The sequence below is a fragment of the Halalkalibacter flavus genome (assembly GCF_036663575.1).
GTDB lineage: Bacteria > Bacillota > Bacilli > Bacillales > Bacillaceae_D > Halalkalibacter > Halalkalibacter flavus.
Map to the genome: position 1 here is coordinate 46,872 of NZ_JAWRVK010000002.1, position 18,754 is coordinate 65,625.

Annotated in this window: 15 protein-coding genes, 2 pseudogenes and 1 riboswitch; of the genes and pseudogenes, 2 read left to right on the top strand and 15 right to left on the bottom strand. The window is 35.5% G+C overall.

Features of this window, described 5'->3' with window-relative positions:
• Positions 1 to 71: 71 nt before the first annotated feature.
• From SAY88_RS01475 to gndA, 10 genes and pseudogenes are all read right to left on the bottom strand, one after another.
• Positions 72 to 996: pseudogene (locus SAY88_RS01475) on the bottom strand (S66 peptidase family protein).
• Between the two features lie 296 nt (positions 997 to 1,292).
• Positions 1,293 to 1,709 (bottom strand): peptide-methionine (S)-S-oxide reductase, encoded by a 417-nt coding sequence (locus SAY88_RS01480; RefSeq protein ID WP_332628698.1) that lies wholly within the window; start codon positions 1,707 to 1,709, stop codon positions 1,293 to 1,295.
• A gap of 58 nt (positions 1,710 to 1,767) precedes the next feature.
• A riboswitch (SAM riboswitch) is annotated at positions 1,768 to 1,881 on the bottom strand.
• Positions 1,882 to 2,147: 266 nt separating this feature from the next.
• Positions 2,148 to 3,746 (bottom strand): glutathione ABC transporter substrate-binding protein, encoded by a 1,599-nt coding sequence (locus tag SAY88_RS01485; RefSeq protein ID WP_332628699.1) that lies wholly within the window; start codon positions 3,744 to 3,746, stop codon positions 2,148 to 2,150.
• A 367-nt stretch (positions 3,747 to 4,113) separates the two neighbouring features.
• The gene (locus SAY88_RS01490) at positions 4,114 to 4,371 is read right to left on the bottom strand and encodes a GNAT family N-acetyltransferase (RefSeq protein WP_332628700.1); all 258 of its coding nucleotides are present in this window, start codon (positions 4,369 to 4,371) and stop codon (positions 4,114 to 4,116) included.
• Positions 4,372 to 4,530: 159 nt separating this feature from the next.
• Entirely contained in the window at positions 4,531 to 7,206 is a 2,676-nt protein-coding gene (locus SAY88_RS01495) for a YhgE/Pip domain-containing protein (RefSeq protein WP_332628701.1), read from the bottom strand.
• Between the two features lie 118 nt (positions 7,207 to 7,324).
• The gene (locus tag SAY88_RS01500; protein ID WP_332628703.1) at positions 7,325 to 7,903 is read right to left on the bottom strand and encodes a TetR/AcrR family transcriptional regulator; all 579 of its coding nucleotides are present in this window, start codon (positions 7,901 to 7,903) and stop codon (positions 7,325 to 7,327) included.
• A 194-nt stretch (positions 7,904 to 8,097) separates the two neighbouring features.
• Complete coding sequence (locus SAY88_RS01505; RefSeq protein ID WP_332629025.1) at positions 8,098 to 10,242, bottom strand: ATP-dependent Clp protease ATP-binding subunit; 2,145 nt, start codon at positions 10,240 to 10,242, stop codon at positions 8,098 to 8,100.
• A 184-nt stretch (positions 10,243 to 10,426) separates the two neighbouring features.
• Positions 10,427 to 11,005, bottom strand: a complete 579-nt coding sequence (locus SAY88_RS01510; RefSeq protein ID WP_332628704.1) for a YdcF family protein — start codon at positions 11,003 to 11,005, stop codon at positions 10,427 to 10,429.
• A 71-nt stretch (positions 11,006 to 11,076) separates the two neighbouring features.
• Positions 11,077 to 12,768, bottom strand: a complete 1,692-nt coding sequence (locus tag SAY88_RS01515) for a M3 family oligoendopeptidase (protein ID WP_332628705.1) — start codon at positions 12,766 to 12,768, stop codon at positions 11,077 to 11,079.
• A 119-nt stretch (positions 12,769 to 12,887) separates the two neighbouring features.
• Positions 12,888 to 14,297: an NADP-dependent phosphogluconate dehydrogenase gene (gndA, locus tag SAY88_RS01520; protein WP_332628707.1), complete on the bottom strand. Its 1,410-nt coding sequence runs from the start codon at positions 14,295 to 14,297 to the stop codon at positions 12,888 to 12,890.
• Positions 14,298 to 14,617: 320 nt separating this feature from the next.
• Here gndA and SAY88_RS01525 point away from each other — a divergent pair, with 320 nt between their 5' ends.
• Positions 14,618 to 15,112 (top strand): ribonuclease H-like YkuK family protein, encoded by a 495-nt coding sequence (locus tag SAY88_RS01525; protein ID WP_332629026.1) that lies wholly within the window; start codon positions 14,618 to 14,620, stop codon positions 15,110 to 15,112.
• 63 nt (positions 15,113 to 15,175) lie between these two features.
• On the opposite strand, the gene SAY88_RS01530 is transcribed toward SAY88_RS01525, so the two are convergent.
• From SAY88_RS01530 to SAY88_RS01545, 4 genes and pseudogenes are all read right to left on the bottom strand, one after another.
• A complete protein-coding gene (locus SAY88_RS01530; RefSeq protein WP_332628709.1) occupies positions 15,176 to 15,397 on the bottom strand; it encodes a PhzF family phenazine biosynthesis protein in 222 nt (73 codons plus the stop codon).
• Positions 15,394 to 15,756 carry a PhzF family phenazine biosynthesis protein gene (locus SAY88_RS01535; RefSeq protein ID WP_332628711.1) on the bottom strand — a complete coding sequence of 121 codons (363 nt, stop codon included), beginning with the start codon at positions 15,754 to 15,756 and terminating at the stop codon, positions 15,394 to 15,396. The genes SAY88_RS01530 and SAY88_RS01535 overlap by 4 nt, the downstream gene beginning before the upstream one ends.
• Positions 15,741 to 16,028: pseudogene (locus tag SAY88_RS01540) on the bottom strand (PhzF family phenazine biosynthesis protein). The gene SAY88_RS01535 and the pseudogene SAY88_RS01540 overlap by 16 nt, the downstream one beginning before the upstream one ends.
• A 140-nt stretch (positions 16,029 to 16,168) precedes the next feature.
• Entirely contained in the window at positions 16,169 to 16,393 is a 225-nt protein-coding gene (locus tag SAY88_RS01545; protein ID WP_332628713.1) for a hypothetical protein, read from the bottom strand.
• 385 nt (positions 16,394 to 16,778) lie between these two features.
• Here SAY88_RS01545 and SAY88_RS01550 point away from each other — a divergent pair, with 385 nt between their 5' ends.
• Positions 16,779 to 17,087 (top strand): hypothetical protein, encoded by a 309-nt coding sequence (locus SAY88_RS01550; protein WP_332628715.1) that lies wholly within the window; start codon positions 16,779 to 16,781, stop codon positions 17,085 to 17,087.
• Positions 17,088 to 17,293: 206 nt separating this feature from the next.
• Here the strand turns inward: SAY88_RS01550 and SAY88_RS01555 are convergent, their stop codons facing one another.
• On the bottom strand, positions 17,294 to 18,724 hold the full coding sequence (locus SAY88_RS01555; RefSeq protein WP_332628717.1) for a YfcC family protein: 1,431 nt from the start codon (positions 18,722 to 18,724) through the stop codon (positions 17,294 to 17,296).
• Between the last annotated feature and the right edge of the window lie 30 nt (positions 18,725 to 18,754).

Sequence of the window (18,754 nt, forward strand, 5' to 3'; positions counted from 1 at the left end):
TCCACTATAAGCTTTTTAGAACTACTAAATTAAATTTAAGTGTGACTAGTGACCTGATATTTATTGTTTATCTAAACAGAAACAGTTGGTTCAAGAACAGTTAATGTATTATCTATTGTATTGAGATTAACAGATGCACCTATTGGAATAGCAGCTTTAAAATTGCCATGTCCTGTAGCAAGATTGACCATGAGAGGTTTTCCTAAGGGTACTAACCAATCCCTTATCAAATCTGCATACGTAGTACCATAAGCCACAGGACAAGTGGTGCATTCTCCCATTATAATACCAATACAATCTTGAAATTTGCCTGACATTGATAACTGAGTAAGATAGCGAAATATACTTGTCGTGGGAGAATTGATTTCTTCTAAGAAAATTATTTTCCCCTTAGTATCAATTTCATATGGTGTACCCAGAGTATTGACAAGCGAAGTCATATTTCCACCTACTATCGGGCCCGTTACATTACCTTGTACTAAACTCATCAGTGGTATATTCGGTGGGTTTTGGATAGACCTAGGAGAAATTGCGGTAGAAGTAGCTTGAAAGAATTGATTGTAATTATAAGATGGAGTATCTGCTCTAAAATCACCAAGCATTAGGCTGTGAAACGTAATTAAGTTACTAAATTGATTCAAAATATTAAGTAGTACGGTAATGTCACTATAACCAGAAATGATTTTAGGGTTATCTCTTATTACATCGTAGTCTAGATACGGGAGAATGGTCTGAACCCCAGTCCCTCCACGTGTTGCTAGTATCATCTTGACACTTGGATCAGTGAACATGCTCCATAACATCTTCGGCTCTTTTTTCTGCCGATGAAGCTACGATTCCCTCAAATGAATAAACGTTTCTGCCAAAAGCAATATTAAAACCCATATCTCTAATTGTTTGAGCTCTAGTATTTATTATATTAGCATCAAGAGGGCTGCCAGCTGTAACTAATCCAATCGTATCTCCTCTTTGTAACACTGGTGGTCTTCTAGCCATTTTATTCCTCCCTTGTCTTCGCTTTTAAGACAGTTAGAGTTATTATGTGCGTATATATAAATGTATGAAAACAAATTTGTTTTATAAACATTTTTTAAAATCGACCATGTATTCGGCTCTGTACAAACGAGTTACACCTGAAGGCTGGTAGTTATGATCGTGCAAGAAGTGATTCATTCTTCCCCTTAACAACCAGCCATTTCAAATATTATTTACTTTTCATGCTAAAACGATTATGTTGCTTTCCATCAGCCGTCTATTACCATTTGTAAAAACCTTACTAAGAATGAGACTTATTATGATATTAACTTGATATCTTTCCCTGTATCATTATGTTCAAACACCGGAATGATTTCTGTGATCATTTCATCTTTAAAAACTTGTATTAGCTGGTTTTTCTTTTGTTTGGCTATCTTTAATTGGCTAAAATTAGTAAAGAAAATATAAGATTGATTCTTGCATTCCTGACCATTTTTAATTGTTGGGTTATGCAAATCAAAAAACAAATCTAATAATTCATTATAGGATACTTTCCAAGGATCAAACCAAATTTCTACAATATCTACATTCTTTTCTTTTAATTGTTTAATTTGAATATACTCAATACCACGAAAATCTGTAATAAAAGCCTTTTGACTGAAAAATTCACTTGCTCCAAACACTGCTCTTTCCATTAATGTTCGCTCCTTTTGAGCGATAATTCTTCTATCCATCAAAAAACCTCTCTAATAATTTTATAGAGAGGTTAGTATGTATTATTTAAATACATTCCTCTCATCTTTCAAAGGTTATACCTTTGCAGGAATTAGCACCGTTCAAGTCATTTATTTGACATGAGGTTGCCGGGTTTCATAGGGCCTGTCCCTCTACCACTCTGGATAAGAAGTTTATCGCTATTTATTTTTTAAAATATCTAACAACTTTATTGTTTCTAATAATATCAATCTCTAATACAAAATTCAAGTAATATTTTTAAAAGTATTATAAATTTCACCTCTGATTGAGAAATGCTCCTAGGTGAGGCCTTAATACCAATACGTTTTTTAAAATTATAAATATATTATCAACTGTTGCTGAACCAATGCCAATATAAAATAAATAAAAAAAGCTGTCTCTTAAGATCATTGTCTAGAGACAGCTTTTATCAATAATTAACGATTTAACGTTACATCACGTAAGAAGAAATAACCACTTGGATATTGCCAAAATCCTTCAACATCGGAACGTACTGCTGAGATGTTATCAGGGAAGTATAAATATGCATATGGAGATTCTTCAGCTAGTTTGTTTTGAACTTGTGCATATAAATCAATTCGAGTTTCTGGATCTATTTCTTGTCTAGCTGCATCAAGAAGTTCATCCAAATCTTCGTTTACAATACGAGAGCGATTTCCTGGTGGTCCAATATTTTTGGAATGGAATACTGCGTATAGACCATAGTCAGCATCTATAGTCACTGTTCCCCAGCTTCCTAAGAAAATTTCCATTTGGCCTAAACCCGCACGTTCTATATAGGTTCCGAACTCATACGTATCAATGTTAACATTTACACCGATTTCTGCTAGTTGAGATTGAAGTGCAACAGCTAAGTCTTGGCGCTCACGCTCATCATCTGTTAACAACGTAACATCAAAACCATCAGGATATCCAGCTTCTGCAAGAAGTTCTTTTGCTTGTTCAATATCATACTCAATAGTATCGACACCTTCACTATAACCGTATACACCTGGAGCAATTGGAGTATCTGCTGGAATTCCAACACCATCTAAAATTCCTTCAACTAAGGCATTTTTATCTACAGCCATGTGTAGCGCACGACGAACGTTTACATCGTTTAACGGTTCTACTTCAGTATTGAAACCAAGGTAAACCATTCTCGTGCTATTAACTTGTTCAACAATAGTATCAGGATTGCTCTCGACACGCGAAACATCACTAGGAGAAACAGTAAAATTAATATCAATTTCCCCTGTTTCTAGCTCAGCAATACGCGTTAAGCTTTCAGGAATAACCTTGAAAGTCACTGTGTCCACTTTCGCTTGTTCTTCATGCCAGTAATCTTCGTTTTTAGAAAGAGTTACTGAGTTTCCAGGCTGTTGGCTCTCAAATTTGAAATAACCTGTACCTGATGGTTGTTCATTTGCTGCAGCAAATGGATTTTCTCCATTTGCAAGGTCTTCATATGATTGCTCAATTAATTGCGGACTAATAATACTACCAGCAGTATGAGCTAAATGAGCTGGAAGTGGAGCAAATGGAAATTCCGTCTCAATATGTACAGTGAATTCATCAACTACACGTACATCCGTTACCATTCCAAATAAAAATGCAACAGGCGCTGCAACTTCTGGATCACGCACACGGTCAAGGCTTAACTTAACAGCTTCCGCATTTAGTTCCGTTCCGTCATGAAACGTAACACCTTCACGGATTTTCGCCTCCCAAACCGTATCTTCAATTTGTTCGAGCGATTCAGCTAACCCTGGTTGAATTTCTGAATTTTGATCCATGTAAACAAGGCGATCATAAATAGTTGCATTGATTGTGTTAGCAACTGTTTCGTTCGCACCATGTGGATCTAATGAAACAGGATCAGATACAACACCAATATTTAGGTCCCCCCCAATTGTAAGAGTTGATTCGTTATCAGTGTTAGAACCCTCATTTGTTGAATCATTGCTACAAGCAGCAACAAAACCGACAACTAGAGCGAGCATGATGATGAGAAACTTCGTTGAAATGCGCTTCATGTAAATCCCCCTTTTTTATTATTAAACCACAAAAAATTATATTCTAATAGTTTATCACCTGTCAATTTGATGCAGGAAATAACAGAGATTTACATGTAATATTATTTTAAATTAATTTACTGTTTCAAAAGTGAATCTATATTAATCCTTTATACTTATTCCTATACCTTCTATTTATAATACATTTAATAAATGGAAAAAAAGTTTTCACTATAAAAGACGTTTACACGGTTGCTTTTCTTTTCGCTAAAAGAGCACTATGCTCTTTTAGGAAACTCTGATTCTACATGAAGCCTGATAAATGGAAGTTTTTCTTGAGCTTTTTGAGAACTGATATTTACTTCCCGTGCCCCTGAAAAAACGTATTCTAAACAAAGCTCTCCAAAGCAATTGCTAGGATTGCTATTTTTGATGCTTGATTATATCCCTTGCCCCAATAATCATATCCAATCCATGTACCAATGTGACAGGACTTCTTTTTTTGATCTATAAACATTAAAATTGTTATTGCAATAACATCGGAGTATTCATCAAAAATGACACGGGATACGGGTTTACCTGCACGTTCTTCGTTAATCACTTTTTTGACGTAATTCTCCGTATCTTTAACTTTACCGTCTGGCAAACCTAAGGCATTTTGGACTTGTGGAGACGAGCAGCCTTCCTTCTTTTTTCTTTCTTTATTATGAGAGCACTCGCTCTATTACAAGTACTATTAAATATGACAAAAGGCTTTGGAGACCTTTCCAAAACCTTTTTGTCTTTATTTCTATGTTAAGTTTTATTATTCAATAAGTCGACTCGATTTTGACTTTTGAACTGTTTTTTCGATTCTACCAGCAAGGATTGGTTTTAACAAGAAACCTATTGTTACTGCAAGGAGCCAGAAACTAGCAAGCACGCATAAGTTTTTCCACACTAAGGCAGGGATGATACCACCAACAGCTTCACGTAACAGATTTATTGCGTAAGCAAATGGCATAAACGGATGTACAACCTGATAAAACGGTGGAGCTACTTCAATTGGAAACGTTCCACCTCCGCTCGATAACTGTAAGACAAGAAGAACAATAGCTAACGCTTTCCCAATATTCCCCAAGATTGATGTTAGAGTATAAACAATTGTCATAAAAACAACGGCAATAATGATCGAAAATAAAACTAAAAGGAATGGATGTGCCGCATAAATACCTAACAAAGTTAAATTTCCTACACTAACGATAATCCCTTGGAGAATTCCAACTATAAGAAATAGAATCATTCTTCCAAAGTAAATTTGTCGGAGAGTATAACTTTCCACACGATCGCCCGAATGTAGATTCGTACTAATTAAGTTTGATAAGAGTAAGGCCCCAACCCAGAGACTTAATGTTGTATAAAAAGGTACATTAGCTGAACCATAATTCGGAATAGGAAATAATTCCTCTTCAATTAAGGTAACTGGATTAGCAAAAAATTCACTTTCTTCATCTAAATCATTTCGTAGAATTGAAATAAGGTCACTTATCCACTCATCATCTTCTATCACTTTAATTCGCTCTGCTGCTGCTTTAATGTTCGCTTCGACTTCAGGAAGGTGTTCACGACTAAATTCAGCTAGTTCATTGATTGACTGCTGAACATCAGGTAAGCTTTCTTCCATTATTTTAGTTAGTTTCAGATAATTAGATTCTATCTTAGGAAGATCTTCCCTGATAAAAACGGTTACTTGGTTTAATTGTTCTTCAATTACGGGTAAATCATTTTTTATAAACTCACTCAATGTTTTAATAAGCTCAATGACAGCCGGTAGATCCTTTTGGATTTTGTCTGTTATTTCATTTATTCTTACTTCTATTTCAGGTAACCTCTCGATTAATTCCTTGATGTTTTCTTCTCCTGTTACAGTTATCATCTCTGCATGAATCAATACTTCTTCCATTGATTCCAGTTGAGAATAAGCTTCTTCAAAGGCCCCATCCGCCTGATTTAATTGTGAATGGGTAGCTTCAATTGCTTTTTCAATACTTTCAGCTCCTTCACTCTTTATGAACGTATGAAGTTCATTCGATCTTTTTTCTACTATTTTAGTCTTTTCTCTCATTGAACCAACTTGATCCTGTCCAAGATTATTGCCTTCTTCAAGTTGCGTTATAACTACAACTTTTTTTTGAAGTGTTTCAAGCATTTCTTTTATTCTCGATAATTGATCTATTACCGGAAGAAGCCCCTCACCCTTTGACGTCTCATATAAAATAATATACATATTCAATCCGTTCTCTAACACACGGATATGTGAGCTTAACTCTTTATTAACTCTATTCAAGGACTCTTTAGCATGTGCTTGGGTTTGTTCATTATCAAGCATCGCAAGTGATTGGTCTATCGCTGAAGTCGTCTGGCTGATAAAGAGTACCTGCTGAGCTAACGTATCAATAACAGGATTAGCTGTTGCCTGTGCATCTTCAAAAAAGGTTGTAAATGCATTCCCATATTCCTGCACCGTCTTGCCTTTTGATTGTAGAGCTAAAAGGCTTTCTTTTGCAGATCGAATCGTCGTTTGAGCATTTTTTGTCCCTTCTAATGCCTCTTGTAAGTTGTCATTAATCTTAGAGAATTGAAGCGTAATATGCTCCATTTCATCTTCGACTTTCTTAATTTCAGGTATTTTTTCTTCAAGTAATAAAATTTCATCAGTAAACTTATAAATTTGAGGAAATTGTTTTTCAAGTTCTAAGATTTGCTCTGCTATTAGATTAATTTGTGGAATGTGCTCTTCCATAGCTATAATTCTATCTGCATGACTTTCAATTTTATACCAATTTTCATCAATTTCGATAAGCCAGTTAGCAAACTCATTTACTTCAGGGAAACGATGTTCTAAGTCATAGATTACTTGCTTTAATTTGCGAAGAGTAGGAAGCTCCTCCTCAATCTTTATGCCTATTCTATCAAACTCTTGAAACAATGCTTTAGATGCTTCCTCTACAAATTGATCATTGATCTCTTTTACAATCGTTGAAGCACCAGCTGACGTCATCTTTGGAGCAATTGCATTAATCTTTTCATTTACCTGATAAAAAATCTCTGCCTGAACAGGCTCATTTGATAATACTTGTACTAAGTCTTCTGTAAAGTTATGGTGTATATATATACCACTATAATAATCGCCATGTTTGACTCCTTTTTCAGCTTCGTCTCTTGAAACAAAAGTCCAACCTAAATTTTCGTTATTTGCCAAGTTTTCAACTAGTTCTTCTCCTATATTAATATACTCTCCATTAATCTCTGTGCCATGATCTTCATTTACAAGAGCAACCTGAATCCCTTTTGTATTACCATAAGGATCCCAAGCGGCACCTAAATTAAACCAAGCATAAGTAGCTGGTAATATTGCCAATCCAATTAGCAAAATAGCAACAAGTGGGACACGCTTAAGATTTAGAAGATCTTGTTTGAAAATGCTCCATATATTTCTCATTACTCTCCTCCAAAATTTAAAAGAACTGAAATTATATTATAAAAAATTGACGATAAAGCACTAATGACTATATCGGTTTTTAGGTCATTAGCTTTTGAAAAGAAAAGCTAAACTTTACTTACTTGTGTTTAGCTAGCCCTTCCATAAAATACATATTAATTAAATTTGATACTTCTTCTTTCGGTAATGGTTCGTAGCGATCCTTCCAGTCATTAACAAGGTTTATATACATTTTAAACATAAGAAATGCTGTAATTTTTGGATTGCATTCACGTATTTCTCCACGTTCAATAGCATTAATTATTTTCGACTCAATAAAATCGCATATTTCAATTTCTAAGGATTGAAGTGCATCAACTACTGCAGGGGTACCAAGTTCCTTCACCTCTTGAAACAGCTTGATCGTTAATTCATGTTTTTCACGGAATTCAACAATTCCCGATAAAGCAGCATTAAAATTGGTTATAAAAGAATGATCAGGTATGATGGATTCATTTGCAACATCTCTCATTTTCTGAGCAATATCATTAATAATCCCTTTTAAGATATCTTCTTTTGTAGTGAAGTATAAATAAATCGTACCTTTGCCTACTTTTGCTATCTTAGCAATTTGATCTATTGTCGTTGCTTTGTACCCAAAAATAGCAAAAGATCTCGTGGCAGCTTCCATAATTTTTCGCTTCTTTTCACTTTCCATTCAATTCCCCCCTAAAAAAATGACCAAAATACATTTATGGTCATCTTGTCCTGGGAATTAACATAACATAAATACTACACCATTACAACACGTAGGTTTTTTTGTATCATCAAAAACACACGCTATTTTTTATTAAATAACGTGTGTTTTAAGAGTTATTTACATACATTTTTTCGTTCGAATTTCCTAGCCTATTATCTACCTATTACCTTAATTTCATTTTCAGTAACATCAACCGTGAACATAGTAATCTTCTCATCGCTGTTAATTAAAATCGACGTTATTTGATCTTCAACATGTTCTTGAATTGCCCTGCGCAGTGGACGAGCTCCAAATGCTTGATGGTACCCTAGCTCAGCTATTCTTTCTTTAGCTGCTTCTGTAACAGTCACTGATAATCCTTGCTCCGTAAGTGTCTCTTGTAAATCCTCTAGCATAATATCAATAATCTTAATGAGATTTTCTTGTTCTAGGTGGTTAAATTCAATAATTGAATCAATACGGTTTAAAAATTCAGGCTTAAAGTAATCTCGTAAGCTTTCAAGAATGCTTTGAGTTTTGAGGACACTTTCACCTTCAGGTTCATTAAAACCGATGGCACCTAATTTCTTGTCACTCACACCCGCATTTGACGTCATAATGATAACAGTTTCATTAAAGTTGACCACTCTTCCTTGACTGTCAGTTAAGCGGCCATCTTCCATAATTTGTAGGAACATATTCATAACATCCGGGTGAGCTTTTTCAATTTCATCAAGAAGAATTATTGAATATGGGTTTCTTCTCACTTGCTCTGTTAATTGACCTGCTTCATCATGTCCTATATATCCAGGAGGTGAACCGATTAATTTAGAAACGGAGTGCTTTTCCATATATTCACTCATATCAAGGCGAATCATCGAATCTTTGCTTCCAAATAATTCAGCAGCAAGAGTTTTTGTTAACTCTGTTTTTCCTGTACCAGTGGGTCCGACAAATAAGAATGAAGCAGTTGGACGAGTTTTGGGCTTCAGTCCTACACGAGCACGAAGAATTGCTTTTGCTACTTTTTCAATTGCTTTTTCCTGTCCAATTACTCTCTTAGATAAATTTCCTGATAGATTCTTCATTTTTGACTGTTCAGATTTCTGAAGTCTCTTCACAGGAATACCTGTGCTTTTTTCGATGATATCTTGAATGTGTTCAATGGTTACTTCTGTCACAGGTTCAATAACATCATTATCTAATTTCTTTTTAAGTTCGAGTTCTTCATCTCGCAAGCGTGCTGCTTTCTCATAATTTTCTTGTTTTGTTGCAGATTCCTTTTCACGAGTGAGGTCGTCCAATCGTTTTTCTAACCTGCCTTTGTCTGTTATACCTTGCGTAAGGTTTAATTTTGAACCAGCTTCATCTAATAGATCAATCGCTTTATCTGGTAAGAAGCGATCTTGGATGTAACGGTCTGATAATGATACACATGCTTTTAATACATCATCAGAGTATTTTACATTGTGATAGTTTTCGTAAATAGGACGTATCCCTTTTAAAATTTCAAAAGCTTCTTCTGAAGTCGGTTCTTTGACGACAACAGGTTGGAAGCGACGTTCTAGTGCTGGATCTTTCTCAATCATTCGATATTCTTTTAATGTTGTTGCACCAATGATTTGGAACTCTCCTCTTGCTAATGATGGCTTTAGAATGTTCCCTGCATCCATTGAACCTTCTGATGAGCTACCTGCTCCCACCAGCATATGAAGTTCGTCAATAAAGAGAATCACATTCTCTCGTTGTTTTAATTCTGTCACTAGTTGTTGCATTTTCTCTTCAAATTGACCACGGTAGCTTGTACCTGCAACAAGAGAACTAATATCTAGAACGTATACTTCTTTATTTAAAAGCTTAGCTGGAACTTCCCCTTTTACAATCTTTAAGGCAAAGCCTTCTGCAATTGCTGTCTTTCCGACACCTGCTTCTCCAATTAAGACAGGATTGTTTTTTGAACGACGATTAAGTACTTCAATTACACGTTCTATTTCTTTTTCTCGCCCAATTACAGCATCAATTCGACCTTGTCTTGCTTCATCTGATAAGTTGCGTCCATGTTGATCTAGGAATCCATCTCCGTTATGGCCCGGATCTGCCTCTTTTACTTGTTGTTGGGTAAAACCGTGATTAGATCCTGACATACTTTCTTGCAAGAACCCTTTAAAGAAGTCATCTAAATGAAATGATGACCTTCCAAATTGTTTTTGTGATTGTTGATAACAGTCAGAACATAATTCAAGTTGCTTTTTCATTTGATTAATCATTACGTTTACTTTTACGTTTGCTTGTTTACTTTGACATTTGTCACATAAAATCATTTTTAGTTCCTCCTTTTTGACTTTGACTATTTTTGACCAATTATATAAAAAGAAAAGCCGTTTATGGCTGTAATGTATTGACGATCTATGGTTATTATATTTGACCTTCTTTGACTTTTCAAGTGAGAAGTTTGATCTTTTTTGACTAAATAAAGATTTTACGACTATTAACGTTTAAATATTAATTAAAATTCCTCGTAAAAAAATACTTTGTAATAGCTAAATATTCTCTTAAATAAGATTGCAGCAAAACAGCTCTTGGTGTTTTAGCTGGCAGTCCGGTAATGTCTAATTGTTGATCTTGTGCAATCATTGTCGCTCGGTAAACATGGTAACGGTTCGTAACAACGAGTCCTTTTCTAGATATATCAGGAATGTGTTTTTTCGATAAACGGATGTTTTCCACTGTAGTAGTAGACTCATCCTCTAAGAAAATACGCGCTTCTTCAATTCCTTTCCTCATCAATTCCGTTTTAATAGCCTCAGCCTCTGTTATGTCCTCACCAGCCCCTTGTCCACCGGTTGCTATTACTACCACTTCTTCGTTTTCTAATACATACTCAGCCGCAGCTTCGATTCGATATTTAAGGGATAAGGATGGTTCGGCTCCTTTTACCCTTGCTCCTAATATTATGACATAATCAATGTCTCGCTCAATTTCGATATGACTGTAACGTATGATTTGAATATGTAAAAAACAAACATAAAAAAATAATATACAACTAGAAATCAGTATTATGATTAGACTCTTTTTCCCCATATCCCTATTCCCTTTCTATAAGGTCTCCTCAAACAAAAAGAGTTGCCATACAACTGACAACTCTTTTTGTTTTACTGCAACTGTTCTAATTCTTGTTCTAAAAATACCATTAATTCTTGAATCATCGAATCTGAAAAATCAAAGCGAATCCCTGCCGCCTCATATACTTCAGGTAAAGATTTAGATGAACCGAGAGCTAATGCTTTTTTATAATTTTCAAGTGCTTGTTCTGGATTTTCTCGGTATTGTTTGTACATTTGGACTGCTCCTAGCTGGGCAATCACATATTCTATATAATAAAATGGCACCTCAAAAATATGAAGAACACGCAACCAAGCTGTTTGTTGCCATTTCTCATAACCATTCCAATTAACCACATTTGAATCTATATCTAACATCAGTTCTTTGTACTTTCTATCGCGTTCATCAGATGTATGATCTGGATTTTCATACATCCAATGCTGGAACTGATCAATAATCATCCCTAGAGGAAGAAAATCGATTATTCCTTTTAACTGCTCTTTCTTTGCACGTATAAGATCTGCCTCATCTTCATAAAAGAGATTCCACTGGTCCATAGTCAAAAGCTCCATTGACATACTTGCTAATTCTGCTGATTCCATTGGTGTCTCACGATAGTCTCCAATTGGTTGCTTTCTCATTAAGTCATTATGAATACAATGCCCCATTTCGTGAAGCAAAGTAATCATATCATCTTGTGTCCTGGACGCATTCATAAAAATAAACGAAAGCTGTGATACAGGGAGATTAGAACAAAAACCGCCTGGCGCTTTGCTTTTTCGACTATTTAAATCAAGCATCCCACGTTCATCCATCGTTGTTAGAAGTTCAGCAAAACGTGGATCAAGGTTTCCAAGGATAACCTTCGACTTTTCAATAAGCTCCTTAGTTGTTGTAAAAGGCTGTAATGGCTTTTGTCCTTGTGGTACACCTTGTCTATCCCATGGTCTATACGTGTCAACACCTAGTTCAGTCTTATGCTGTTTTTGTAATTTTTCTTTGAGCGGTTTGACATACTTACGAATTGATTCTGCTAATTTTTTACAATCCTGTGGTGAATAATCAAAGCGCTCATATTTTTTAAACATATAATCTCTGTAATTCGTTAACCCTGTGTTTCGAGCTTTTTGATGACGTAACACAATAAGCTCATTCATAATTTGTTGAAGCTCTGCTTCCTTGGAGAGGATGGCTTCGGATATTAAAGTAAGAGCTTTTTTTCTCGTATTACGATCAGGGTCTTGTATGTATGGAGAAAGTTCACTTAATGTCAGTTCTTCATTACCCCATTGAACGGTTAGTCCTCCTGTATGTTCAAAATAATTCGTTGCAAGTGCATCTTCTTTTACTTCTAAGTCAATATTTTCTAATCTGAAAATTTCTTTCGCATTTTGTTTTCTTTTAATCAACTGTTCATACAAAATAGGGTCTAATTGGCCGTTTGCCTTAGAAGATAAAAATGCCTCATCAAATAAAGAATTATATTTCTTATAAAGGGGATCAATGACACTTTGATCATGCTCAAAAATCTCTTTTGCCTCTTTAGAGTCACTTTGACATTGAAAGTCGATGTAATGCCCAGACATTGCTTCCTCAATGGTATCAAATAGCTCTGACTGTTTTTTAAGCCATGATTCTAATTCCTCTACTGTGTCCGTAGATTCCTGTAACAATGCATCAAACATTTCCGCTATTTTCTTAGGTTCTTTAAAATTCAGTTTCTCTACATAAAATGTTGACATGAATCATCCTCCTTTTCAGGTAAACTCATCGTACCAGAATACAAAGTAATAATAAATACAAAATTATCCAAACAAAAAAAGGCAGCCCCGACTAAGTCGAAGCCACCTTACACAATTTATTATTTTTCCATCCAGTTTGTATGGAAAGTTCCTTCTTTATCAATACGTTGATACGTATGAGCACCAAAGTAATCTCTTTGCGCTTGTAGAAGGTTAGCTGGAAGTGTTTCTGTACGATAGCTGTCAAAGTATGCTAACGCACTTGCAAGACCTGGAACAGGAATTCCAAGCTTAACAGCTGTAGCTACTACGTCACGAGCATCTTCTTGGTAGCTTTCTACGATTTCTTTGAAGTAAGGATCTAGTAAAAGATTCGTTAAGTTTGCATCACGATCGTACGCTTCCTTGATGTTTTGTAGGAAACGAGCACGGATAATGCAACCACCTCTAAAGATCATTGAGATATTACCTAAGTTTAAGTTCCAATCATACTCTTCAGAAGCTACTTTCATTTGAGCAAACCCTTGAGCATAAGAACAAATTTTGCTTAAGTACAATGCTTTACGGATTTTTTCAACAAATTCTTTTTTATCGCCTTCAAACGTAGTATTCGGTCCGCTTAGAATTTTGCTCGCTTTCACACGCTCTTCTTTCATCGCTGAAATAAAACGAGAGAAAACAGATTCTGTAATGATCGATAACGGTACACCTAGATCAAGCGCACTTTGGCTTGTCCATTTTCCAGTCCCTTTTTGACCAGCTGTATCTAAAATAACATCAACCATAGGCTTTCCTGTTTCATCGTCTACCTTAGTGAAGATGTCTTTTGTGATCTCAATTAGGTAACTATCAAGTTCTCCTTCATTCCACTCTTTAAATGTTTCATGTAATTCCTGTGCACTTAGTCCAAGAACGTCTTTCATAAGGTGGTAAGATTCACAAATTAACTGCATATCTCCATATTCAATTCCGTTATGAACCATTTTTACATAGTGACCAGCACCATCTGGACCGATGTATGTGCAACAAGCATCTCCGCCAACTTTTGCAGAAATATCCTTTAAGATAGGCTCTACAAGATCATATGCTTCTTTTTGTCCACCTGGCATAATAGAAGGCCCTTTAAGCGCTCCTTCTTCACCACCAGATACTCCTGTTCCAATGAAATGAACGCCTGACTCAGCAAGCTCTTTGTTTCTACGACGAGTATCTTCAAAGAACGTGTTTCCACCATCAATTAAAATGTCGCCTTTTTCTAAATGTGGCAAAAGCTGCTCAATTGTTGCATCTGTAGCAAAGCCAGCTTGTACCATTAATAAAATTTTTCTTGGTGTTTCTAGTGAAGCAACAAATTCTTCAATGCTATATGTACCAACGACATTCTTACCTTCTGCTTCTTTCAACATAGTCTCCGTTTTTTCAGAAGATCTGTTAAATACAGAAACACTATACCCTCTGCTTTCAATGTTAAGCGCTAGGTTACGACCCATTACTGCAAGTCCAATAACTCCAACTTGTTGTTTGCTCATTTCTACCACTCCTAATATTTTCTTTCTTTAGTGTGCTCGAACTATTCCCATTACATTACATGTTATTTTTTCACAACAATTATTGTTTTGGGAAAAGTTTTTTTTGAATTCTCTATCTATATTACTACCACTACACATTATGCGCAAACATTTCTTACTGATTTAGTCGAATTTTAGGGATAGTAGCCATAATTTTCTGATTTAACTAATAAAAATAGCTTGCTTGCATATGATGGATATTATACCAAGTAAATGTAGGTGATCATTTGAAACAACAAGAAAGGTTACACTACAAGTTTCAAAATTTACAAGAAAAAAGTATGTCGTTTGAACAAGTTTTTAAGCGAATTATTAAATTTATGAAATTAAATCCACGTGGCAATTATCGACTGATGGTTGGAACGGATTCACAAGTTCATGCACGATGCACGGTTTTTATAACTGGAATTGTGATTCAAAATACTGGGAAAGGTGCTTGGGCTTGCATCCGAAAAATAACGATACCTAAGCCAATGCACCATTTGCATGAACGAATATCGTTAGAAACTACACTAACAGAAGAGATTGTCTCTATGTTTTCAGAAGCAAAAAAGAACAAATTGATTGATATTGTCTTACCATACGTATACCAAGGAGCTACATTTTCTATTGAAGGACACATCGATATCGGTTCAGGGAAACGCAATAAAACACGAGAATATGTAAAAGAAATGGTGGCCCGGTTGGAAACGATGGGGGTTGAACCTAAAATTAAACCAGATGCCTTTGTAGCCTCTAGTTATGCGAATAGATACACAAAAAAAGGAGGTAAATAATACTTTAGATTACTCTTCTCCCCCTACTAATAAAGTACCAGCAATCGTAGGAACTGCCATACCTCAAACTTTAATGATTGGCTTGTTATCATCGACATGGATGATAATGTCAATCTTCCCTGGCCTTCCAACTGCATGCCCTTGAGCAATACAAAAGACATGATCTACTTTTGAATTTAAGATTCCTTCGAGTATAAAATAGCCAGCTAATGCCCCATTTGCTGAACCTGTAACAGGATCTTTATGAATTCCTACAGAAGGAGCAAAGTCACGTGAATAAATCAAGCAATTTTTTTCTTGACTATCAAATGTAAATAGATGAGTCGTACAGATATTCTTTCGTTATGCTTTTTCAATTTGAGAATCTGAGGTACAGCTTGGTCAATGGCCTTACGTGTTGTGACAGGTATGAGTAGGTGCCAATTCCCAGTATACCCACGTCTAACAGGATAATTTGTATCAATATCATCTTTAGTTAAACCGATATAGCTTGCTAACTCAGATAGGTCTGTCTCTATCTTTTTTACTTTTGGTTCTACCTGTTCCATGATAACAGCATGTAATACGCCTTGCATAGTAACGAATTCAACCGGAACATGACCAATGTTTGTCCAAACGTGATCATGTTCTATTTTTCTACCCAATCATATACCGTACCAAGTAACCAAGCTGATGCAACGGTGGCATGCCCACAAAAATCAATTTCACTGCTCGGCGTAAAATATCGAATACGAAAATCTGTATTTGTACTTTTTGAAGGTATGAGAAAAGCTGTCTCCGACAAATTAAGCTCTTTTGCGATCTATTGCATCTCAAAAGATTCCATTGATTCTGCGTTTGGTACAACCCCTGCAGGATTTCCTCCAAACGGTTGATCGGTAAACGCATCAACATGATACACTTTAATGTTTTTCATTTACTATCACTCCAATGTAGTTCTTTGCATTTCTATCATAGAAGAGTTAGATGTTACTATCCAGCACCTAAGCCTTTTTATTTTGACGTCTAAAATATATTACACCGGTACTCGCTAACAGAAGCTATCGAATAATGAGGTTATCCTTGAGATTTTTCTACCTTTAATTGTTCATTTTGTACTTTATTCGCTCTTCTTGACTTAACCCAATTTACGATAACTAGTACAAATACGATTGAAAACCCTATTATACTAGACTGCCAAACATGTTCCGATATCCATTGAATAATTAGACCAAACCGAGGAATTACCCATAAGAAACTTAAAAACAATGAAAATACAAGGATTTTTAAAAGATCTGACACTTAGATTCTCCTCCCAAAGTTTGTCCTCATACCACATATATGATAAAAACTAAGTTTCATTCTAGAAAATTCTTTCAATCCTGTTTGATAACCACCTTTATATTTGATTTGTTTACTTCAGATTAGAAGTTATTTCTCCTTAAGAATAACGGTAACTCTCCTGAGAAGATTGAACTCGGTCTTGGTCTAACAGCCATGAAGTAACGTGTAGATAAGTTAAGCGGAACGTTAGAAAATATACGACTGATGGTTTTACTTCTCCAAATCACTATACCTAATTCATGAAAAAATTCAGGACTGTCCATTTTTAGCATTAGTAATTTAAGCCTATTTCCCACTCGTATAGATCATGGTATGATTTGACTACTTACGAAGAGGTGAAAACATGAAATATGTTATTCTTTTAGTTTCATCAATGGTTTATTTGCTTTTACACACCTCTTTTCCAGTTGAAAAGACCTTTGCAGAAAAAGGCTATGGTCCTGACGCAGTAATTGAAACTAGTCAGTTATACGATTTTCAAGAATTGAAAATACAAAGTATTAAACCTGCATCCCTTACGTTACTCATTTGTTTAATTTTTTTACCGAAACTAGCAACCTCTGAAACTCACTATGAAACATCAATTAAACATTTTTTGTTAGCTGTATTTTATAAGTCGAATTATTTTCAAAACAACATTTATTCCGCATAATCCCTTGTTGAAAGGAGGAATCAATGTGTTTTGGATTCGTCTAATTACAGTTGCTGTTTTCTCGGCAAGTGCATTAAGTATTTTGTTATATCAAGGAATTGAATTTGCGCAAGCAATGTTTGATTTGTGGAAAAACAAAGCTTAGTCAAGAGAGAAAAAGGGGTGCCTCAAAAGGTTTTTGACCTAATGAGACACCCCTTTATAACTTAAAATGGTCCCCATGTCATTGCATGAGCAACAAACAAAAATCCACAACCAATTAAAAACCAAACGATCAATAATGGAAAGATAAATTTAGCCCATTTACCATAGGAAATTCCAGCAGCAGCAATCGTCGCCATAAAGTATCCTGAAGTAGGGAATATAATATTTGATAGACCATCTCCGATTTGGAAAGCCAAAATAGCAGTCTGTCTTGTTGTTCCTACAATATCTGCTAATGGGATCATAATCGGCATTGTAATTAATGCTTGGCCACTACCAGAAGGTACAAAGAAATTAAACAAACCTTGCGTTGCAAGCATCCCTAATACGGTGATCGATGATGGTAAACTACTAACCACATGTGATAACGCATAGATGATCGTATCAATGATTTGACTTTCTTCCATAACAACGGCAACACCTCGGGCAACACCAATAATCATTGCGCCAAGTAAAACATCCCGGAACCCCTTGTTAAAAGATTCACTAATTTGGTTTCCAGACATTCCTGCAACAATTCCTACAATGACTCCCATTGCCAGGAAATATCCAGCTAACTTTATGAAGTCCCATTGATGTGTCAATACTCCATAAATCATACCAACAAACATCAAGATCACGACAATCCCTGCAACCTTTTGTCTTGTTGTAATTTCATAGTTCTTCTCTTTATAAATATGGTGAGATGCAGTCTCTTTTAAACTTTGTTTAACTAATTGAGGATTCTTTTCTAACTTTTTAGCATATCGAATTAAAAATATTACACCAGAAGTAATAATAGCCATTAATAATAAAAATCTATAACCCGCACCTGAATAAACAGGTAATTCGGCTATTTGATGAGATAGACCAACCGTACCTGGATTCGTTAGTGCCGCTAAAAAACCCCCAGTTGTAGAAATCAAGGCTACACCAGCGGCCATCATCTTGTCATAGCCTAGCTTAATCATTAAAGGAATTAAAATAGGTACGTATACTAATGCTAACTCTGGTGTACCAATAAAAGCGGTAATAACCGAAAATGTAACTAATAAAACAGGAATAATTAATACTTTTCTACTAATAAACGTTCTCGTTAATCGATCCACGCCAAAATGTATAATTCCCGTGTCTTTTAATACCATGAATGCTCCACCTATCATAAAGGTGAAAAACACGACTGAACTAGCACTTACCATCCCTTGAGGAATAGCTGTTAGAAAATCCATCAAACCGATCGGTGTTGATTCAATGAATGTAAAAACATCTGGATTAATCATCATTCTCCCCATCGGGCCTTCAACTCGTTCATACTCTCCAGCGGGGATGAAATAGGACGCAATACTCATCACAGCTACAAATATCAATAGAATAACGTAAATGTGAGGAAAAGCAAACTTCTTCTTTTTCGGTTGTTCTTCTTTTACTGACATAATTTTCGCTTCTGCTCTCATGTTCTTCCACTCCTTTTTCCTCAATTTGAA